19 protein-coding genes and 1 rRNA gene (1 of these 20 cut by a window edge) are annotated in these 19,986 nt (G+C 36.1%); 17 read left to right on the top strand and 3 right to left on the bottom strand.

Annotated features, from left to right (window positions below):
- The first annotated feature begins 78 nt into the window (after positions 1-78).
- Positions 79-1,209 carry a phosphatidylglycerol lysyltransferase domain-containing protein gene (locus EJF36_RS11985; RefSeq protein ID WP_185806892.1) on the top strand — a complete coding sequence of 377 codons (1,131 nt, stop codon included), beginning with the start codon at positions 79-81 and terminating at the stop codon, positions 1,207-1,209.
- Between the two features lie 16 nt (positions 1,210-1,225).
- On the opposite strand, the gene EJF36_RS11980 is transcribed toward EJF36_RS11985, so the two are convergent.
- Together EJF36_RS11980 and EJF36_RS11975 are read right to left on the bottom strand one after the other, a co-directional pair.
- Positions 1,226-1,408, bottom strand: a complete 183-nt coding sequence (locus tag EJF36_RS11980; protein WP_125906547.1) for a DUF3896 family protein — start codon at positions 1,406-1,408, stop codon at positions 1,226-1,228.
- A gap of 273 nt (positions 1,409-1,681) precedes the next feature.
- Positions 1,682-2,719 (bottom strand): hypothetical protein, encoded by a 1,038-nt coding sequence (locus EJF36_RS11975; protein ID WP_125906546.1) that lies wholly within the window; start codon positions 2,717-2,719, stop codon positions 1,682-1,684.
- A 74-nt stretch (positions 2,720-2,793) separates the two neighbouring features.
- Between EJF36_RS11975 and EJF36_RS11970 the strand changes: the two genes are divergently transcribed.
- Together EJF36_RS11970 and EJF36_RS11965 are read left to right on the top strand one after the other, a co-directional pair.
- A complete protein-coding gene (locus EJF36_RS11970; protein WP_125906545.1) occupies positions 2,794-3,159 on the top strand; it encodes an Hsp20/alpha crystallin family protein in 366 nt (121 codons plus the stop codon).
- A 15-nt stretch (positions 3,160-3,174) separates the two neighbouring features.
- Positions 3,175-3,441, top strand: coding sequence for a spore germination protein (locus EJF36_RS11965; RefSeq protein WP_125906544.1), 267 nt, complete (start codon positions 3,175-3,177; stop codon positions 3,439-3,441).
- A 326-nt stretch (positions 3,442-3,767) separates the two neighbouring features.
- Here the strand turns inward: EJF36_RS11965 and EJF36_RS11960 are convergent, their stop codons facing one another.
- A complete protein-coding gene (locus tag EJF36_RS11960; RefSeq protein WP_125906543.1) occupies positions 3,768-4,283 on the bottom strand; it encodes an Hsp20/alpha crystallin family protein in 516 nt (171 codons plus the stop codon).
- Between the two features lie 257 nt (positions 4,284-4,540).
- On the opposite strand from EJF36_RS11960, the gene EJF36_RS11955 reads away from it, so the two are divergent.
- The 14 genes from EJF36_RS11955 to EJF36_RS11890 form a co-directional block, all read left to right on the top strand.
- Positions 4,541-5,797: a glycosyltransferase gene (locus tag EJF36_RS11955; RefSeq protein WP_125906542.1), complete on the top strand. Its 1,257-nt coding sequence runs from the start codon at positions 4,541-4,543 to the stop codon at positions 5,795-5,797.
- A 16-nt stretch (positions 5,798-5,813) separates the two neighbouring features.
- Positions 5,814-6,425 (top strand): TetR/AcrR family transcriptional regulator, encoded by a 612-nt coding sequence (locus EJF36_RS11950; RefSeq protein ID WP_125906541.1) that lies wholly within the window; start codon positions 5,814-5,816, stop codon positions 6,423-6,425.
- Positions 6,426-6,652: 227 nt separating this feature from the next.
- Positions 6,653-6,892: a sigma factor gene (locus tag EJF36_RS22190; protein WP_395940633.1), complete on the top strand. Its 240-nt coding sequence runs from the start codon at positions 6,653-6,655 to the stop codon at positions 6,890-6,892.
- Between the two features lie 83 nt (positions 6,893-6,975).
- A complete protein-coding gene (locus EJF36_RS11940; RefSeq protein ID WP_125906539.1) occupies positions 6,976-7,731 on the top strand; it encodes a YfjL-like protein in 756 nt (251 codons plus the stop codon).
- 578 nt (positions 7,732-8,309) lie between these two features.
- On the top strand, positions 8,310-9,608 hold the full coding sequence (gene ltrA, locus EJF36_RS11930) for a group II intron reverse transcriptase/maturase (RefSeq protein ID WP_125906538.1): 1,299 nt from the start codon (positions 8,310-8,312) through the stop codon (positions 9,606-9,608).
- A gap of 366 nt (positions 9,609-9,974) precedes the next feature.
- Positions 9,975-12,668, top strand: coding sequence for a PAS domain S-box protein (locus EJF36_RS11925; RefSeq protein WP_125906537.1), 2,694 nt, complete (start codon positions 9,975-9,977; stop codon positions 12,666-12,668).
- Positions 12,655-12,960 (top strand): STAS domain-containing protein, encoded by a 306-nt coding sequence (locus EJF36_RS11920; protein WP_125906536.1) that lies wholly within the window; start codon positions 12,655-12,657, stop codon positions 12,958-12,960. The genes EJF36_RS11925 and EJF36_RS11920 overlap by 14 nt, the downstream gene beginning before the upstream one ends.
- 330 nt (positions 12,961-13,290) lie before the next feature.
- Positions 13,291-13,419 carry a hypothetical protein gene (locus tag EJF36_RS21865; RefSeq protein ID WP_260471889.1) on the top strand — a complete coding sequence of 43 codons (129 nt, stop codon included), beginning with the start codon at positions 13,291-13,293 and terminating at the stop codon, positions 13,417-13,419.
- Positions 13,420-13,611: 192 nt separating this feature from the next.
- Complete coding sequence (locus EJF36_RS11915) at positions 13,612-15,045, top strand: aldehyde dehydrogenase family protein (RefSeq protein ID WP_125906535.1); 1,434 nt, start codon at positions 13,612-13,614, stop codon at positions 15,043-15,045.
- A gap of 32 nt (positions 15,046-15,077) precedes the next feature.
- Positions 15,078-16,253, top strand: coding sequence for an iron-containing alcohol dehydrogenase (locus EJF36_RS11910; RefSeq protein WP_125906534.1), 1,176 nt, complete (start codon positions 15,078-15,080; stop codon positions 16,251-16,253).
- Positions 16,254-16,283: 30 nt separating this feature from the next.
- The gene (locus EJF36_RS11905; RefSeq protein ID WP_125906533.1) at positions 16,284-16,676 is read left to right on the top strand and encodes an acyl-CoA thioesterase; all 393 of its coding nucleotides are present in this window, start codon (positions 16,284-16,286) and stop codon (positions 16,674-16,676) included.
- A gap of 131 nt (positions 16,677-16,807) precedes the next feature.
- Positions 16,808-17,167, top strand: a complete 360-nt coding sequence (locus EJF36_RS11900; protein ID WP_125906532.1) for a hypothetical protein — start codon at positions 16,808-16,810, stop codon at positions 17,165-17,167.
- A gap of 293 nt (positions 17,168-17,460) precedes the next feature.
- On the top strand, positions 17,461-18,315 hold the full coding sequence (locus tag EJF36_RS11895) for a nitroreductase family protein (RefSeq protein WP_260471888.1): 855 nt from the start codon (positions 17,461-17,463) through the stop codon (positions 18,313-18,315).
- Positions 18,316-18,686: 371 nt separating this feature from the next.
- Positions 18,687-19,986 (top strand): 16S ribosomal RNA (locus tag EJF36_RS11890); it runs 289 nt beyond the window's last position.

Raw genomic sequence — 19,986 nt, 5'->3', positions numbered from 1 at the left:
TGAGAGAGATTTTTCCTACTAATTTTATTTATATTTTATGTTATCTTAATATAGATGTGCTTTGATAGGGGGTACCAAATGATTGATACACAAATTATACAGTTTGAGGTTATAGTGTTACTCATAACTTGGACTACCTTGCTTTACTTTCAGAAAAGCAAAACACTAAACAATGATGTCGACATTACTTATTTTACTCAATTTATAAAAAAGAACGGTGGAAACCATTTATCTCATTTAACATATATGCAGGACAAAGATGTGTATTGGGCTCAAGAGAAGCAGGTTGCTTTTATATATAAAATTATTGCTAATAAAGCAGTCGTTTTAGGGGATCCACTAGGTGACCAAGTGTTGCTTAAAAGGGCCTTAGTTGAATTTAATGATTACTGTCAGAAAGCCGGTATTAAACCTATATATTATCAAATTTGCCCAGAGAACATGCAGTATTATCACGAATTAGGCTATACGTTTAGAAAGATAGGCGAAGAAGGCATTGTTTCATTAGACACTTTTTCATTAACAGGGAAAAATGGAGCGAAATTGCGTTCAACTTTAAACAAATTCACCCGTAATTCGTATACATTTCGTGTACTACAACCACCTTACAGTAAAGAACTGTTACAAGAATTAACAAGTGTGTCTAATAATTGGTTAGCAAATAAGAAAGAAAAAGGCTTTTCCGTTGTAGCATATAGTGATGACTATGTCTCCAACTTTCCAATTGGTGTGATAGAAGAATCAAACGGACGTATTGTCGCATTTGCTACGATTGCGACTGATTACAAAAATAATGTTACTATTGATTTGATGCGGAAACATCAAGAAAGCCCAGCTGGCACTATGGACGTGATGTTTGTTCACATACTTAATTGGGCCAAGGGAAATGGGTATAATTCTTGTAGCTTAGGAATGGCACCATTAGCGAATGTTGGACAAAGTAAAGACGCTTTTTTTAGTGAAAAATTGTTACGTATAGCTTATGAAAAAGGAAATAAATATTATAATTTCAAAGGGTTGTTTTACTTTAAAACGAAATTTGCTACAAATTGGGAGCCGAAATATGTAGCTTATACAAAATCACCATTTCCAGTCATACTATTACAATTAATGATGCTAATTAACAGTGACGCTAATAGAAAACCTAAATTATCTATAGACATGATTAAGAAGCTATTTCTAATAAAGAAAGAAGGCGGGCTATCATAGCTCGCCTTTCTACAGATTAATGATTTATAGTTCCGCGCTCAAAATGATTCATATCTGTCAATTCAATGATATATTCGTAATTTTCAATGGTGTTTTTAAGGCGTTCTTTTTCTTCAATTGGTACGTTTGGGTCCTCGATTTTTCTCGCTAGATCATTCTTCATCGCTTCTAATTTTTGTTTAACGTCTTGATACTCCATTTTCCAACATCCTTTCAAAACTCTTTAAATTTTAGGTCTTTGCAAAGTGGTATGCAGTTGTTCATAAGGAAAATGAAAACGCTCTATTTATATTTTAATTATACAAAAAAACTGGGGGTGGTATTGTCAATAATTATTGAGAAATTGTGAAAGTTACTATAAGAATTTTAGATTTATAAGAGGGAGTTGATTAATTCTTTGTATGTTATAAAGTTAGTTTAAGTATTAAAAAATATTAATAGCGGGTGTGCTCTTCTACATTAAGTACATGTCCTAGGAAACGTTATTTTTGTACTCTTGTAGAAGTATATACTCTAGCAAAATATCTTTTTGACATTTATTAAAAAAATGAATTAATGTGGAGAATAAAAAAGTCTGTTTTTCAGGGGATATTCCAATTGGGTCCGTATTATTTGAAACGTACTTTTCTTTATTTATTAACCCGTATATTTCTTGAAAATAAGTCTTGAAATATTCGCCTTCAGATAACGGTTTAATTGATTTATAATAGACGGATCTGAGTATATCTGGATGATCGCTTTCTAATTCTTTATATGTGTCTGGTAGTTCTGGCAAGACAAGAATGTCTTTTATCGCATTTCTTATTTGTTTAATTGTCTCTGGATACTCTTGCTTAGGAGTGCTTAAGGAAATATTATACTTTTGAGTATAGCTAGGTAAAAAATCCTCCATTAGCTGAACTAGAACGAGTAGGGTCTTAGCTTGCTGTTCTATATTGTCCGCTAGTTCGATAGATAATTCGTATGACAAGCTGTTACTGTTTTGCTGAATGTCAGGAAGTATCGCCTTGTTTAAAACGTATAAAACTTTCTCATAGAATTGATTAAATATTTGACTGTTATTCCACCGTTCCTCAATCAAATCCCAAACTATTACTAATACATCTTCTTTTTTTTGTAAAGCTTGAAAAAAAGAAGGAACTTCATCTAATGCTAAGAGCAGCTTAACATTCTCGAAAATCTCTTTAACTATTTCATTATTTTCCTCATCTTCAACCTCTTCGAACTGACCGACTTCTGTAAGACCTACGCCAACCTTTCCTTTTTCTGTAATGTTCCTAATGGTGATGTCGTCTATATAAAAACGATGAATTCCCTCGCGGTCAATGGTGATATACTCAGATAGCTGTCCTAATTGAAAAACGCCAGAAACATTGCCTATTTTAACCTTTTTAATATAATACTCATACACATGTGAGTAGTGTATATATTGATTAATATAGTGTATATATCCTTGTAAATACTCAATTTGTTGCTTTAAGTTTTGAATTTGCTGTTCATATTGCATCAATCAACACTACTCCTTTCACAAATCATTAGGCGCAACATACACTATATAATACTTATTCTGTTGGGGGTTGCTATATGTATTACGATAATCGTAATTTGATGCAGAGAACTTCACAGCCTCAGACTCAAGCACGACCGAAAAAAAAAGAAGTTCGTACTCCAAAGATTGATGTGTTCGAAACAGAGGAGAAATATTTTATTCGCTTAAGTCTTCCAGGGGTTAAAAAGGAGCATTTAAAGATATTCTTTAATGAGCAGGGTTTGCTTGAAGTAAAAGGAGAAGTGATTACGACACTGCCTGCTAACACGCAAAAAGTGATTGTACAAGAGATTTTTGAAGGACCTTTTCAACGACAGATTCGCCTTCCTAATAAATTAGATAAAAGGAATATAGATTACAGCTATGATAATGGTGTTTTGATCATGATACTAAGTAAATAACAAGGTTGTGAGAGCATGGCCATTGGAGATAATGAACCTATTGGAATAGTCTTTTTTGGTGGTATTAAAATAAATCAGATGGAAACGAACGCAGCGTTTGCGGTAGGCGAATCATTATTCCAATCGTTTGAGAGTCAAGTAAAAAACAATCTAATAACAGGACAAACGTTTGGAGATTTTCATGCGAACAATTTCCAGCCGATCGCATCACCGGTATATGACCCAGATGGTGTCGATAATGTTTTTCCAGTTACAGAGTCTACATTGGGCTTAGAGGATTAATAATAAAATCAAAAGTACACTTCATCCAAATGAAGTGTACTTTCTTTGTATAGGATACTGATAGTTATTATGGGGGTAGGGGTAGTAAGGCATGTAATTAGGATTTCTAACTAAATTGTCAGGATTATTGACTGGAGAATTATAAGGACTCATGTTGATATAAGATCCATCGCCGTATGCTCGACCAACACCATTTGTTTCTTGAGCGTAGCTTGAAAGATCTTTAAACATTCCCTTTCCCACTACAACTGCAGAGGAACTTGCCACCGAAAACACTTTGAGATTTCCAATGTTGATTTCAATTTTATGGATAGTAACGCCTCCTTTTAAAAGTCAAATGGAATGTCTAGTGTTTCATTCGCAGCTTTTTGAAACGTGTATAAAAGAATGCCTCCTTCATAGCTGTATGAGTAATCGGAAGTATTCACGGGCTTTTTTAAAGAGACTTCCTTTTCAAACACACGCTGTGGGCAATTACTAGCAAGCAATGTAACGGCACCTTCCGGTTTATATGATGGCATTTTTATTTTAAGAGTAAATCGCTGGTTATTTTTAAAGAAAATCTTTACATGCTTCAAATCAGTAAGGTTCGGAATGATGACGGTCACAAACAAATACTTATCATTTTCCCAAATTTCTATAGGTACATTTGGAGTTTCTCTTGTGTTTTTTGCTGCAGCCAACCCGTGCACATCACCCCAGAATTCATCGTTTATAATAGTATTATATTGTTTAACCATTTGTTTTATAGAGTGCAGCTGTTCCGGGTTAAATTGTTGCTGCGGCATCATATTGAAGGGAAAGCCATTCTTCTGATTAAAAAAGTCCATCGGATTCATCATTAAGTCACCCTCTCAGTCTTACTTCTCTAGTGTATTCGGGCGCATGCCTAATGGTTCGTATGTTAAGAGAATGTGAGTATCTTTAGATTACTGAATCAAATCGAACGTCGAAATAAGTCGAAAATTTAATTAGTAAAAGTATTGACAGAAATACCCTGTTAAGAGATATATTAATATTGTGATTATGACGACAGTGTCGTCGGAATTGATTGGACAACAAACAAAAATAAATGAATAAATAAACTGGGGGAAAAAGTATGAAGGTAACGTTTTTAACATTAGGGAGTCAAGGCGATGTTCAACCATACGTTGCTCTTGGGAATGAATTGGTCAAACGTGGGCATGACGTCGTGATATGTACAGGAGCTACATTTAAAAGTTTTATAGAAAATTATGGTATTACGTTTTATCCGGCATCAGCTGACTTAATGGCAATCGTTGATAGTGAAGAGGGAAGACGAGTTTTTAACGGTGGTCAATACAACATATTCAAGATGATGAAGTATGCTAAAGAGGTTATTACACCAGCGTATAGAAAAAGTATGGATGATTTTTTGGCTGCTGCTTCAGGATCTGATTTAATTGTTTACCACCCTAAGGCGCTAGGGGCAGTTGATATTGCTGAGTATCTGAAGATTCCATGCATTTGTTTACCACCGGTACCCATTGTATATCCTATTACGGAGTTTCCTAATTTCGCGATATCTGCCACAAAAAATCTCGGTCCATTTTTAAATCGTCTCACGTACAAAGCAATTCATTTTAGTGAGTCCCCATATATAAAACATATAAATGAGTTTAGAGCTAAGTCTTTAGGTTTACCAAAGAGAAAAACAGGTGAGCGATTGTTTGAGGTGAGTGAGCAAAAAATCCCTATCGTATATCCGATCAGCCCAGCATTGTTTAAAGAAGTGAAAAGTTGGAAGGACCATGTGTCTTTGACTGGATTTTTTTATTTAGAGATGGAGAATGCTAGTTTGGAAGAAGAACTAGATGAATTTATCTCCCGAGGTGATAAGCCTATTGTCGTTTCGTTTAGTAGTATGCCTTTGAAAAATCCGGAAGCGTTTAAAGAGAAACTTCTAACTGCTCTTAGAGAAACAAATAATCGCGCGGTTATTTTAACGGGAACAAGTGGTATGAGTTTTCAGCATGATGAGACTATATTTTCTGTGAGTAAAGCTCCTCATCGGTTGATTTTTCAACGAGCGAAGGGTATCATTCACCATGGTGGTGTAGGAACAATGGCGGAAGCTTTATTAAGTGGTGTTCCTCAACTTATTATGCCGTTTACAGTTGACCAACCATTTTGGGCATATCAGCTTCACTCTAAGGGGTATGCTATAAAGCCTTTACGTGAAAAAAATCTCAAAACGTCAGAGCTAGTGGCAGCACTACAACTAATGGAGAATGCTCAATATATAAAAAGTGCAATGAACATACAAAAAGAAATAGAAGCAGAAAGAGGATTAGATAAAGCCATTTCTTATATAGAAGATTTAGTGAAAAGGTAGAAGTAGGAGTGATTTTGTGCCAAAACAAACTTTTTTCAAATTAACTGAAGAAAAGCAGCAGCAAATTCTTGATGCAGCTATAGAAGAATTCGCTGAACAATCATACAATGAAGTCAAAATTTCTTCTATTATAAAGCGCGCTCAAATACCTCGTAGTAGCTTTTATGATTACTTTGAAGACAAAAAAGATATATATTTGCACATAATTAACTTAATTAAGCAAGAAAAGCAAGCTTACATGCTACCTGTGTTACAAGGTACTAAAGATAGCTTCTTTGATAGCTTTAAACGTTTATTTAAAGCAGGAGCTTCATTTGCAGCAGATTATCCTGCGTATGAAAAAATTGGAACGAAATTGTTTGAAGATAAAAAATTAGTGCGTGAAGTACTAGGCATAGAGGATTTTAATGTAGCAACCGTATATGAAAATATCTTGAAAGCTGGCATAAGTGCAGGTGAAGTCCGTTCAGATATTGATATATCCTTTATCGCTAAAACACTTCATGTTCTGTCGTCACAGTTGATGATGGAAGGCCTTGAGGACGAAAATATCAATTTAGAAGAATGGCTTCCGCAAATTACTGACAAGTTATTAATATTTATTAAAAATGGAGTAAGCGTTTCGTAAAACCTGCCACTTCCTGTAAAGGGAGGGCAGATTTTTTGTTGTAAGGTAAACTATTCATCGTTAGTCAAATCTAAGAAGGTGCCAAGAAAATTTTAGTAATTGTTAGACATTGTACATTATCATACTTTATACAAAAAAATAAAAAAACGTGTAATATTTTCCTTTATTGAGCGACTAATTAAGTAGAAAGGAGAATTAGGGTGAAGCGAATACAAAAAATATATGCAATGTACAGTCAGGATGTGTATCAATATTTGCTGTTTCTTACACACGATCCAACCCTTTCAGCGGACCTATTACAGGAGACATTCTTGAAGGCTATTTACTCATTACACAAGTTTAGAGGAGATTCATCAGTAAATTGGCATAGTTGGAGTATTTATTGTTTCTTATATATGGCAGTTCGTACAAGTAATTATAGAAAGCGGGTTTCATTTTCAAATATCCACTTATCCAATGTTTTTTAGTGGACTTTTTACACTACTGATGTTACTTAGGGGTCTTATTGCGAAGCTGTTGCATTTTGCATTTAAAAAAGAGGTGTAAGAATATGAAAAGTAGAAAACTATTAAAAATTATTGCGGCATTAGTTGCATTTATGCTTATTGGTATCATATTATTTGTTGCGAATGCATTTGTCGGGAATCCAATATCAGCGAAATTAGCTGATAGGGCTATTCACAAATATGTGGAGAGGAACTATTCTTTTATTGATCCTGTTGTTGAAGAAACATACTATAACTTTAAGAATGCATCCTATGCAGCACGAGTAAGCTCCTCGCAAAATATTGATATCCACTTCTTAGTGTATGCACGAAATGGGAAAGTTTTGCGGGATGATTATGATTCTTATGTGTTAGGAAAATTTAACACATGGCAAAGATTGTCCGATGAGTATTCAGCCCTAGCAAAAGCGCTTGTCGCAAGAGAACTTGGATACATCAATAACAGAACGATGGTCATGTACGATAAAGAAACGTTAGAAAATCCGGACTTATTTGAACTAGGCATGACCTTTGATAAATCACTGCCGTTAAGTACGGAAGTCATGCTACGACTTGAATTGACTGACAGTTCCATAGAACACAGTGCAAAATTATTAACAGATGCACATAACATGTTTAAAAAGAACGGTTGTTATTTTACAAAATATAGCTTGTATTCCGAAGCACCTGGTGTCGATTTAATGATTAACGATGTAACGCCAGAAGCAATTGAGAGTGAAGAGCTTCTATCGTTGCTACGAATGGCAGAGAAAGGACAAGATGCAAGTGGTATAAGAGTATTTAAAAAAGGTAACAATTAATTGATTTAAAACGACTGACTTATTAATCAGTCGTTTTTTATATTTTGCGTGCCCAGCAAGCCGTTAATTGCTAGTTGGTGAAAGTCCAACCTGAGTAAGTGCCAAGACGCTCAGTAGCTGACAGGCAACTGGTGGAGAAATCCTAAGGTTGAAGCCCTGTGACAAAGTAACTCATTCGTGAGTGCGAGCAAACTAACAGGTTGTAACATAAAGTGAATCCTGCCGCCTCGTCAATTACAACCCTCGTTCGAGGATGAAAGGGAAGTTGAGCCTAGTGGATATGGGCGAAAACCACGGAAGGTGTGAAGAACTTGGAAGAACAGCACCGAAGAATCCCCTGGGGTAAGGGGAGCGACATGTTAGAACAGTAATTAACGGAACTGGGGATACTCTCCTCGACACTTTTTTTAGAAAGTAAAGCAGAAACCTATAAGTGGAAACGAAGTGGTAGATGGTCGAGAGGGAGTCGGAGGGGGTCATAGTACCGGTAATGATAACGACAACATAACGTTATCTAGGGAAGGACGGCGCAAGCCAATACCCTACTTCGTTCATATGTTCAAAGGAGGTAAGAGTCAGTGAATGCCAAGAAAATGGCTAACTACACCAATCATGCCAAAGCTCAAGAACTCTGGAAAACATTATACCTTTGTGCCAAGGAAAGCAAAACACGTCGATTTCATGCGCTATATGATAAGATTTATCGACCTGATGTCTTATGGGAGGCATGGCAAAGAGTGAAACGTAAAAAGGGAAGTGGAGGAGTAGACGAGCAGTCACTAGAAGATATCCAAGTGTATGGTGAGAAGAAATTTCTGAACGAACTTTATTTAGAGTTAAAAGAAAAGCGATATCATCCACAACCAGTTCTACGAACTTACATCCCAAAAGATGATGGAAAGAAACGGCCACTAGGAATTCCAACCATTAAAGACAGAGTTGCACAAATGGCAACAAAACTAGTCATTGAACCAATCTTCGAAGCAGATTTCAAAGAATGTTCGTATGGATTTCGTCCCAAAAGAAATGCACATCAAGCAATAGCGAAGATACGTAAAGAGAGTAAAAAGAGCTATTGGGTATTAGACGTCGATATCCAAGGATACTTTGATAACATCAACCATAATAAACTGATGAAACTAGTTGAACAACGTATTAGTGACCGAAGGGTACTAAAGCTGATTCGAAAATGGTTACAAGCAGGCATTATGGAAGAAGGAAAACTCCGAAATTCTCTATTAGGTGCCCCGCAAGGGGGTGTCATTTCTCCTTTACTATCGAATATCTATTTAAATATGATGGATACTTTATGGGAAAAGAAATTCAATCATCTAGGCACTCTCGTTCGATATGCGGATGACTTCGTCATCTTGTGTAAGACGAAACAGCAAGCCGTGGAAAGTGTACGAGTGATTCAAACCATTATGAAGAAACTGGACCTTTCTCTACATCAAGAGAAATCAAGACTAGTTAATATTTGGGATGACTCTGAAGGGTTTGACTTTCTGGGGTTTCATCATCGTAAATTCCCCATTCGTAAGAAAGGGGAGCGTACATTCTTTATCATGAATCATATCCCAAGTAAGAAAGCCATGAAGAAAATGCGAAAGAAGATAAAAGACTATACCGAGCCACGTAGTAAACTATTTATGGATATAAAGGAGCTAGTAAAAGGTTTAAATCGTAAACTACAGGGATTTAAGAACTACTATCAACTTTCTCCATTATCTAAGAGGTGGTTGAATCGCATCGACTGGTACGTTTTACAGCGTTTGAATCTCTTCAATAATAAGAAGAGAAACAGACGTCATAAACATGCTTATCTACAAGACACAGTAAGAGAAATACAATTCATATTAGTGACATTGGCAAGTTAAGCAAGTACGTAAAGTCAAAGGAAGAAGAACGTCGGAAAGCCGTATGAGGGAAAACCTCACGTACGGTTTGATGAGGGGGAGCTGAAAATAAAAGAGATGGCGGAAGCCATCCCTTTGAAATCAGTTCTCTACTCTACTCTAAAGATTGATCATCCATTTCTAATAGCGCCGAGTTTACGAACGGGAAACTGCATTTAGTAGGCTTGCTAAAAGTTTAGCGAATGCCCTATTTGCAAGTGAAGATTTTCACAGTATATCGAAAATGTCCTGTCGAAATATGTTGACAAAACATGATATTATAGAGGGAGAAGTTCCGTCCATTTACTTACATATGTTAAGTATTATTTAACAAAGGATGATTTTTATATGAAAACAATACATTTACAAGAACGAGAAAAAAGAAGATTAGAAGAATTGCTTTCTTTAAATATTTTGGATACAGAAAAGGAAGAAGCATTTGATCGTATTACTAAAATTGCTAGTCAAATGTTTGCTGTTCCGATTTGTCTAATCTCGCTTGTTGATAAAGATCGTCAATGGTTTAAATCGTGTGTGGGACTTAGTGGTATTACGGAGACGAGCCGCGAAGTAGCATTTTGTCATCATGTAGTAGTTGGTGACAAACCAATGATTGTTAAAGATGCTACAAAGGACCCACGCTTTGCTGATAACCCATTAGTGACTGGTGAACTTGGACTGCGCTTTTATGCTGGAGCACCATTACGGACAAAGAAGGGCAATGTAATTGGTACTCTTTGTCTAAAAGATACAAAGCCTCGAAAATTCACTGATGAGCAAATGGCGTTGTTATCTGAATATGCTGCGCTCGTGATGTCAGAGTTAGAATTAAGAAATATTGTTAAGGAAAATGTTGTATTATCAGTAGCTATTGAAAAGTCTACAACAGGAGTTATCATAAGCAATCCTAATTTACCCGATAATCCTACTATTTTTGTAAATAAAGCTTTTAAGTCTATAACCGGATATGAAGAAGATGATGTACTAGGCCGTAATTGTAGATTTCTACAAGGCTCAGGTACAGATAAAGCAACCGTAGCAAAAATCTCACAAGCTATAAAAAAGGGCGAGGGAATAATTGTAGAAATATTAAACTACAAAAAAGATGGAACACCTTTTTGGAATGAATTGAAAATTGATGCAATTCGTGATCAGGAAGGAAATCTTACTCATTTCGTTGGGTTTCAACGAGATATAAGTGAAAGAAAGAGGATAGCAGTAGAGTTTGCGGCAAGAAAACAGCGTTACAAGGCGCTGTTCCACAGTAACAATGATGCTGTATATTTGATTGAACCGTCTGGTAGATTCTTTGAGGTTAATGAAGCCTGTTTAAAGCTGACAGGATATAGTGATGAAGAGCTGCAAAATATGCACTATAGTGAGCTAATTGATGAAAAATATAACGAAGAAACTCGACAATATTTTAAAAGGGTTGTGGAGAACTTTGAATCACTGGAGTTTGAAACAGAGCTTATTGATAAGTATGGTACGAAGAAAATTTTAAGTGTAAAAGCAACACCTATTGTTATAGAAGATGAACTCATTGGGTTGTATGGAATATCAAAGGATATCACTCTTATTAAGGAGAGTGAAAAACAGTTAAAAATAGCTTCAAAGCTCGTTCAAAGTATGAGGGAAGCTGTTGTCATAATAGATGAAAACGGTAAAATCATAACAGTAAATGATGCATATGAAAAAATGTTCAACCGAAAAAAAGAAGAGGTTTTACAAAAAAATATCTCTGATAGAATTAAAGAACAAGGGCTTGAAGAAATGCAACAAGAAGTGAGGTCGACGATTTTAACAGGTAATGCTTGGGAAGGACAAATTAATATTAAGCTAACAAATGGTCATCTCAAATCTCTTTGGTTGCGAGTAGATGCCATTATGGATGAATCAGGAAATAGAACAAATACTGTCTGTTTGCTAAGGGATTTAACAGAAAAAGAACAAATCCAAAATGATGTTAAGTTAGCGGGGAAAATTCAATCTAGCTTTCTACCTGAACCATTTGATAATAAATTTGTCGGACTTAAATATATTTTTAAACCTAATCAATACGTGAGTGGAGACTTCTTTAATTATAAATGGATAGAAAATGATACAAAATTAGCTGGAGTTGTATTTGACGCAATGGGTCATGGCATAGCAACAGCGTTACAAACATCTGTATTAAGAGTTTTGTTTCAAACTATTGCTGAGAAGCAAGTATCCCTCGCTGATAAAGTTAAATACATTAATCAGGAAATCACTAAATATTTGACTGACGAAGTGTTTGTTGCTGGTGTCTATTTCGAGTATGATGTAAAAAAGCAAATCCTTCATTACGTTCCTTGTGGAATTAATGAGTTTTTTATTGAGAAACAAGGTAAGGTTCATAAGATATCGAACAAAGCTTATTGTATTGGGATGTTTGAGAATGTGCCATTTGATGAGTACATAATAGATCTGCAAGAAGGAGATATAGTTCACTTTTTGACAGATGGTATAACCGATGTACTCCACCCAACGAGTAAGGCGGAAAATTTATTTTCGATTTTAGAACAGTTTTGTAATCAAAGTACTTTACAGGACGATGCAACTGTTATGAGTTTATTCGTAAAAAGGCAGGGGACAGTTCTATTGAAGGAAACAGTGTGTGTGAATGACTGGAAGGGCATTGAAATTATTAAGCAGCAATCATCAAGTTTATTTCAATCAGCTTTTGATAAGGATTTTGGGTTTGTGGAAATATCCTTTAATGAAGCATTAAATAATGCTCTTAAAGCTTCAACTGAAGTTACAGTAGAAATTGTACAAACTAATCAAGAATTTAAAATTACGGTATCTGATAATGGTCCCGGTTTCAATGTTAACGAGAAGTTACAAGAGATAGAAGAAAAAAATGATCAGCTTATGGACGAATTGATGTGGGCTTATTCCGAATCAGGAAGAGGAATATACTTAATGAAAAAGCTCATGGATACCATTGTATATAACGATTTGGGTAATCAGGTCACACTATACAAAAACATGAGAGGGGATTTCAATGAGGATAAGTAGTGAAATACAAGATAACAGTGTATATATAATGCTTGATGGAAAAATGTATGTTCAGGAATCAAATGCTGTTCGGGATGAAGTGTATAATTATGTTGAACAAGGGTACGTAATGTTTGTATTTGATATGAAAAAATTAGAGTATATTGATAGTTCCGGTTTAGGTGTATTAGTTGGACTTCACAAAAAAATTACAAATGAAAATGGCAAAATTATATTAAAAGGAATAAATGGAATGGTTAAAGATGTCATTGAATTAACAAGACTTAACCTAGTTTTTGAAATACAAGCATAGGCAACCGACTTCAAGTAAGCATGTGATTTAGTCTAAATCACATGCTTTTTGCTTTTATTGTTGAATATTCTGCTGCAAATTCAGGTGAGTACACGCCAATGTTTAGTGTTATTGTTACAAGTTTGTGGTGTGCGACATTGTTAGATCGCATAGTGATGAGGAACTGTAACAGTACAATTCAGGTTATGTGCCTTTTGTCAGCTTTGTTTCTATACTTAAATTGCTAAGCCAAGCAATTAATTTTAAAAATTTTAAGCATACATAGCACATTTTTCAGACTCTCACATATATTATGTCTTGTGTGAATATATGACGAGAGGATGACACGGAATGAATAGCAATCATGTAAAAGTTATAGCAAATAAAAACACTGCTGGTTACAAAGTAATCTCAGTTAATGTATCAGTACCAACAGAAAATTTATACGCAGTTGTAACACCTGTGAAAATCAAAGACTAAGAGCGTAGACATAATAGTATGACAATCCATAATATGTAACCCAGAAGCTAACCATATTTTGTAAATAGTGTTAGCTTCTTTTTATTTAGGAAGTAATAGTTTGCATAATACGATTGAAGAGAAAATATTGTATAATATTAAATAAATATATTTGAAAGAATATTCAGTTAAAAATAAAATTGAGGTGAGAGGATGCAAGTGTATTGTAGATACTTAAATGATTTAATGACATCTGCGCGACAAACGTATCCACTTTTAAATCCACATACACGAGAAAAAATTCTAGATATTCCTGATTGTAGTAACGAACAGATGTTACAAGCCATTGAAAGAAGTAAGTATGCTTATAAGGAAATGAGAGCGTTATCATCAGAAAAACGGTCACAAATATTAGATAAGATAAGTGAAAGAATTGCTGAATTAAGAGAAGAATTTGCACGTGTTATTACATTAGAGTCTGGTAAACCAATCAGATATTCCCGTGGTGAGGTAGATCGCACAATACAAACATTTAAATTCTCAGCAATCGAGGCACGCAAGCTTGAGGGAGAGTCGATTCGTTTAGATGCAGCGGCGAATGGTGCTGGTCGAGATGCCTATACAATCTTTCAACCTATTGGAGTTGTCGGTGCGATAACACCATTTAATTTTCCGCTTAACTTAGTTGCGCATAAAGTTGGGCCAGCACTTGCAGTTGGAAATACCATCATTGTAAAGCCGGCTGAAAAAGCACCACTCTCAGCAGTTAAGCTTTTAGAGGTAATGAACGAAGTAGGTTTACCACCGTATGCTTATCAGGTAATAACAGGAGATGGTCCGCGTTTAGGTGCTATTTTGATAGATCATCCCGATGTAGCAAAAATATCTTTTACAGGAAGTCCAAAAGTAGGGAAGCAAATTAAATCTCGCGCAGGGCTAAAAAAGGTTACATTAGAACTAGGGAATAATTCTGCTATATATGTGGATAAAAGTGTAGAAGAGAAAATAGCAGAAATAGTAAAAAAAGCAGTAGAAGGAGCTTTTTCTTATAATGGTCAAGTTTGTATAAGTACGCAGAGAATATATGTTGATAAACGTATTAGCAAACAATTCATTCGAATTTTTAAAGAAGCTACTGAGTTATTACAATACGGAAATCCATTTGATGATGACACAAACCTTTCCGCGCTTATTGATGAAAATGCTCAAAGGCGAATTATAAGCTGGGTACATGAAGCGATTGGGGGCGGAGCTACATTAATTTCTGGTGGTGAATTACTTCAGTACGGCATGAAACCGACCATTTTGTTGAATGTACCTGCAAGTATGAAAGTGTCTTGTGAAGAAGTATTTGGACCAGTAGTAATTATCAATGAGGTTGAAACCGCAGAAGAGGCTCTTGTTGAGATGAATAATAGTGATTATGGATTGAATGCCGGTTTATTTACGTATGTATTACCGCAAGCATTACGATTTGCTCACGAGCTTGAAGTGGGGCAGGTGCTCGTAAATGATATTCCTACTTTGAGATTCGACCATATGCCGTATGGAGGTATTAAGTCATCTGGATACGGATACGAAGGCATTAAATACGCTATGCGTGAGATGGTAAACATGAAATTCATTAGTTTAAATTATGACTTTTAATTTAGTGTCATGTTTGTTAGGAGTGGTTGCTAGTGTATAAATTTATATCACCAAATAAAATCTATTATGGAGAAGGCTCATTAGATAAAGTTAGTGATATTATTCAATATTTGTCAACTAAAAGAGTATATGTTTTAATAGATCCTATTTTAAAAAAGCTAAGTGCATTAGATTCACTTTTTAACCTTTTAGAAGAACATAACATACAAATGTGCGAATCAACAAAAGTTGTTCCTGAGCCGTCATTACAGTTGGGTAATGAGATTGTTGAGGAAATACGTTTGTTTGATCCCGATTTAGTGATAGGCATTGGGGGAGGAAGTGCACTTGACTTGGCAAAATCTGCTGCTGTTGTCGCCCGAAATGAAGGTATGGTAGAAAATTACTTAAATTTGACAGGTGATCGTCAATTAGTTGAAAAGGGAATAACGAAAGTGCTAATTCCTACTACTGCGGGAACAGGATCAGAAGTAACGGATATTGCAGTCTTTTCACTAAATGAATCGAAGGATGTTATTACTGACCCATTGCTACTAGCAGACTATGCTATTGTGGATCCTACCTTAACTTACACATTGCCGGCAAGAATAACGGCTTCAAGCGGTGTTGATGCTCTTACTCATGCCATTGAATCATACACGTCCGTAAACGCTACCCCGATGACTGATCTGCTCGCGTTAGCTGCAATTGAAAAAATCTCATCTAATATTCGATCTGCGCTGTCTAATCCCCAAGATAGATATGTTAGAGAAGAAATGGCAATGGGAAGTATGCTTGCTGGTCTTAGTTTTTATAATGCTGGAGTTGCTGGAGTACATGCGTTGGCATATCCGCTTGGTGGACTCTTTAAAATCCCACACGGTGAGTCGAATGCTATACTTCTACCATATGTGTACGATAGTATTTGGCCAGATTGTATTAAGAAAATGACTAACGTAGCGAAGGCATTAAGACTAAAAACGGAGGGTCTTAAAGAGACCGAGGTATCTGTCGCGGTTGTGAAGAGCTTACTTGACTTAATAAAAGATTTAGGACTACCCACTACTTTAAAAGAATACGATATTAAACAATCTGATTTAAGTAACTTAATAGTAAACGGAATAAAACAAAAAAGGTTATTAAGTAGAAGTCCAAAAAAATTAGGTTTAAAAGAAATTGAGAGTATTTACACAAACGCATATGATGGTACGTTGACAGGTTGCGAGTGACGTTTTTTTGTTATTTAGGAGGGAGATAGCATGTATAAAACTATTATTCATCCCCGGGTGTCAGAAACAGATGGCGTTGGTCATATTAATAACACAACTATCCCGATTTGGTTAGAAGCAGGGAGACATGAAATATTCAAGCTTTTTAACCCAGATGACTCGTTTGATAATTGGAAAATGATTATTATTAACATGAATATTGATTTTATCCGTCAAATCTACTTTGGTAGACCAGTTATTATATGTACGTCGGTTAAAAGGTTAGGGAATTCAAGCCTACAACTTTATGAAGAGATACTCCAGGACAAGGAGATATGTGCAAAAGGAATAGTAACGTATGTAAACTTTAATCGAAACACACAAAAGTCTGAACCAATACCTGATGATATTCGTAGACAATTAGAGTCTCACCTAATTTCATAGTAGTGATTATTTATAGGTATACGAACTATGTATAAGCTTTAAAATTTCAATCCGCTCAGGTAGATATTAATTGAATAGCTTATGTAGTTTTGTGAAAGCTATCAGTAGAGAAACCTGAAGGAGAGATTTGTTTGAATGATAAATTAAAAAATATAATTCAAAAAACAAAACAAGTATTTCAGCAAACATCGGAACAAATAATTACTATGATTAACTCAAATAATGTATCAGTAGAAGAGTTGATATCTTTTATCAAAAATCATGAGGATACAAGAGTTAAATCTGAGGAGTTACTAGGAATTACATTTAACCATTATAAGTTGAATTATGAAAAATACCATTTTCTGCTTGAAACACGTACTATGGATAAGCGTGAGTACATATTAACATTCAAACTCAGCACAAATCATCGTAGTATCATTAAGTATAATTCATACAATTCAAATCATAAAAAAGATGGATTAATACGAATACCTTCATTTATTAATTAATTTCACAAAAACACAAAGTATAATGCTTTGTGTTTTTTTAGGTGAATAAAACATTTACAAAAGTGAAACGTCAAAAGGGAGGCGGTAGGGTGCTTTGCTGATTTACTGTCTTGCTTTGTTTTATCGAACGAGCAAAGGGATTCTATGATAGTATGATATAGAAAAGTAAAAGTGAGAATCGGTAGTGTCAAAGGTGATGATAATGAGAGGAAATTAATCTTTGCCTAAGTCCGTAACCGCGAGTGACTAATGAATGATAACTCACTAGTGCAGATACAAATGGAGGTATTAATGTGTCAATAATAGAAACAATGAAAAAGCGGCAATCGATAAGAACATATGATATTCAAAGCATAAGTGAATCAGACCTTAAACAAATACAAAAGTATATTAGTAATAATGAAAATTTATGTGGTCCTTTCCATAGAACAGGAAGAATTGAGTTTGTTCAAGTTACTCATAATACAACTGACAAAGGCATTAAATTGGGTACATATGGTTTCATTAAAAATCCAAGAGCATACATAGTTGGGGTTTGTGAAAACAATACTAATTCATTAATTGAATTTGGATATGTATTTCATAAACTAGTGTTATATATGACAGAAATGCATATTGGTACCTGTTGGATGGGAGGAACGTTTAATAGGAACTCTTTTGAAAAGGAAATTAACATACGTGAAGACGAGTTTATACCTTGTATAACGCCAATAGGTTATCCAAAAGATAAACAAAGAGTGTTTAATAAAGCTCTTCGACTTGTTGTAAAGGCAGACAATAAAAAAGGGTGGGATCAACTATTTTATTATACTAATTTCACTACGTCTTTAAATAAAGAAGATGCAGGTGATTTGAAAACACCTATTGAAATGGTAAGGATAGGTCCTTCCGCATCAAATAAGCAACCTTGGAGAGTTCTTCTGTCTCAAGAAAAAAATTTATGTCATTTTTATATAGAACATACTCCTAATTATAGCACTAAGTTAGGATATGATATGCAACTCTTAGATATGGGCATTGCTATGTGTCAATTTGATTTAGCATGTAAAGAGTTAAATGTTTTTGGAGAATGGATAAAAGATGAACCTAAAGTACAAGTACCTAATGATAATTTTGAATATATAGCTACATGGAGTCGAATTGGTTGAGGTATAAATCTGTGCGTCCAAGGATAGTGTGGGCGCGCATTTTTTGAAGAGGCATTGAATTTGCTAGTATAGTACTTCCATAATTTACAATGCTTAAAAAGCTTGTTATTAGTTTTCAATGATGATATATTTATAAACGTCGCTTCAAACGAGTGGCAATTGAAAAATTAAGATTTAAAAAAAGATGTTGACGGCGAAATTGATATTGTGATATATTATTAAAGTCGCTTTTACGACAACGTGAAAAATCAGCTCTTTGAAAACTAAACAAAACCAAGCGCTAAAACGTTTCTATTATATAGAAACAAAACAAGCGGCTTTTAAGTCACAAAAAAGAATTGCCAGATGTAAATTTGAGCAAGTCAAACTTCTTTTCGGAGAGTTTGATCCTGGCTCAGGACGAACGCTGGCGGCGTGCCTAATACATGCAAGTCGAGCGAACCACTTCGGTGGTTAGCGGCGGACGGGTGAGTAACACGTGGGCAACCTGCCTATGAGACTGGGATAACTTCGGGAAACCGGAGCTAATACCGGATAACTTTTATCTTTGCCTGAAGATAAATTGAAAGATGGCTTTTAGCTATCACTTATAGATGGGCCCGCGGCGCATTAGCTAGTTGGTGAGGTAATGGCTCACCAAGGCGACGATGCGTAGCCGACCTGAGAGGGTGATCGGCCACACTGGGACTGAGACACGGCCCAGACTCCTACGGGAGGCAGCAGTAGGGAATCTTCCACAATGGACGAAAGTCTGATGGAGCAACGCCGCGTGAGTGAAGAAGGTTTTCGGATCGTAAAACTCTGTTGTTAGGGAAGAACAAGTACCGTTCGAATAGGGCGGTACCTTGACGGTACCTAACGAGAAAGCCACGGCTAACTACGTGCCAGCAGCCGCGGTAATACGTAGGTGGCAAGCGTTGTCCGGAATTATTGGGCGTAAAGCGCGCGCAGGCGGTCCTTTAAGTCTGATGTGAAAGCCCACGGCTCAACCGTGGAGGGTCATTGGAAACTGGAGGACTTGAGTGCAGAAGAGGAGAGTGGAATTCCACGTGTAGCGGTGAAATGCGTAGATATGTGGAGGAACACCAGTGGCGAAGGCGACTCTCTGGTCTGTAACTGACGCTGAGGCGCGAAAGCGTGGGGAGCGAACAGGATTAGATACCCTGGTAGTCCACGCCGTAAACGATGAGTGCTAAGTGTTGGAGGGTTTCCGCCCTTCAGTGCTGCAGCAAACGCATTAAGCACTCCGCCTGGGGAGTACGGTCGCAAGACTGAAACTCAAAGGAATTGACGGGGGCCCGCACAAGCGGTGGAGCATGTGGTTTAATTCGAAGCAACGCGAAGAACCTTACCAGGTCTTGACATCCCTATGCCCGCCCTAGAGATAGGGTTTTCCCTTCGGGGACATAGGTGACAGGTGGTGCATGGTTGTCGTCAGCTCGTGTCGTGAGATGTTGGGTTAAGTCCCGCAACGAGCGCAACCCTTGATCTTAGTTGCCAGCATTTAGTTGGGCACTCTAAGGTGACTGCCGGTGACAAACCGGAGGAAGGTGGGGATGACGTCAAATCATCATGCCCCTTATGACCTGGGCTACACACGTGCTACAATGGATGGTACAAAGGGCTGCAAAACCGCGAGGTTGAGCGAATCCCATAAAACCATTCTCAGTT

Origin of the sequence: Bacillus sp. HMF5848, assembly GCF_003944835.1 — a bacterium.
Taxonomy (GTDB): domain Bacteria; phylum Bacillota; class Bacilli; order Bacillales; family HMF5848; genus HMF5848.
This window is presented reverse-complemented; position numbering and strand designations above follow the sequence as displayed.

Coding starts and splice junctions, on each gene's coding strand:
- EJF36_RS11985 (WP_185806892.1), top strand. CDS start 79: ATGATTGATACACAAATTATACAGTTTGAGGTTATAGTGTTACTCATA.
- EJF36_RS11980 (WP_125906547.1), bottom strand. CDS start 1,408: ATGGAGTATCAAGACGTTAAACAAAAATTAGAAGCGATGAAGAATGAT.
- EJF36_RS11970 (WP_125906545.1), top strand. CDS start 2,794: ATGTATTACGATAATCGTAATTTGATGCAGAGAACTTCACAGCCTCAG.
- EJF36_RS11965 (WP_125906544.1), top strand. CDS start 3,175: ATGGCCATTGGAGATAATGAACCTATTGGAATAGTCTTTTTTGGTGGT.
- EJF36_RS11960 (WP_125906543.1), bottom strand. CDS start 4,283: ATGATGAATCCGATGGACTTTTTTAATCAGAAGAATGGCTTTCCCTTC.
- EJF36_RS11955 (WP_125906542.1), top strand. CDS start 4,541: ATGAAGGTAACGTTTTTAACATTAGGGAGTCAAGGCGATGTTCAACCA.
- EJF36_RS22190 (WP_395940633.1), top strand. CDS start 6,653: ATGTACAGTCAGGATGTGTATCAATATTTGCTGTTTCTTACACACGAT.
- EJF36_RS11940 (WP_125906539.1), top strand. CDS start 6,976: ATGAAAAGTAGAAAACTATTAAAAATTATTGCGGCATTAGTTGCATTT.
- EJF36_RS11925 (WP_125906537.1), top strand. CDS start 9,975: ATGAAAACAATACATTTACAAGAACGAGAAAAAAGAAGATTAGAAGAA.
- EJF36_RS11920 (WP_125906536.1), top strand. CDS start 12,655: ATGAGGATAAGTAGTGAAATACAAGATAACAGTGTATATATAATGCTT.
- EJF36_RS21865 (WP_260471889.1), top strand. CDS start 13,291: ATGAATAGCAATCATGTAAAAGTTATAGCAAATAAAAACACTGCTGGT.
- EJF36_RS11915 (WP_125906535.1), top strand. CDS start 13,612: ATGCAAGTGTATTGTAGATACTTAAATGATTTAATGACATCTGCGCGA.
- EJF36_RS11905 (WP_125906533.1), top strand. CDS start 16,284: ATGTATAAAACTATTATTCATCCCCGGGTGTCAGAAACAGATGGCGTT.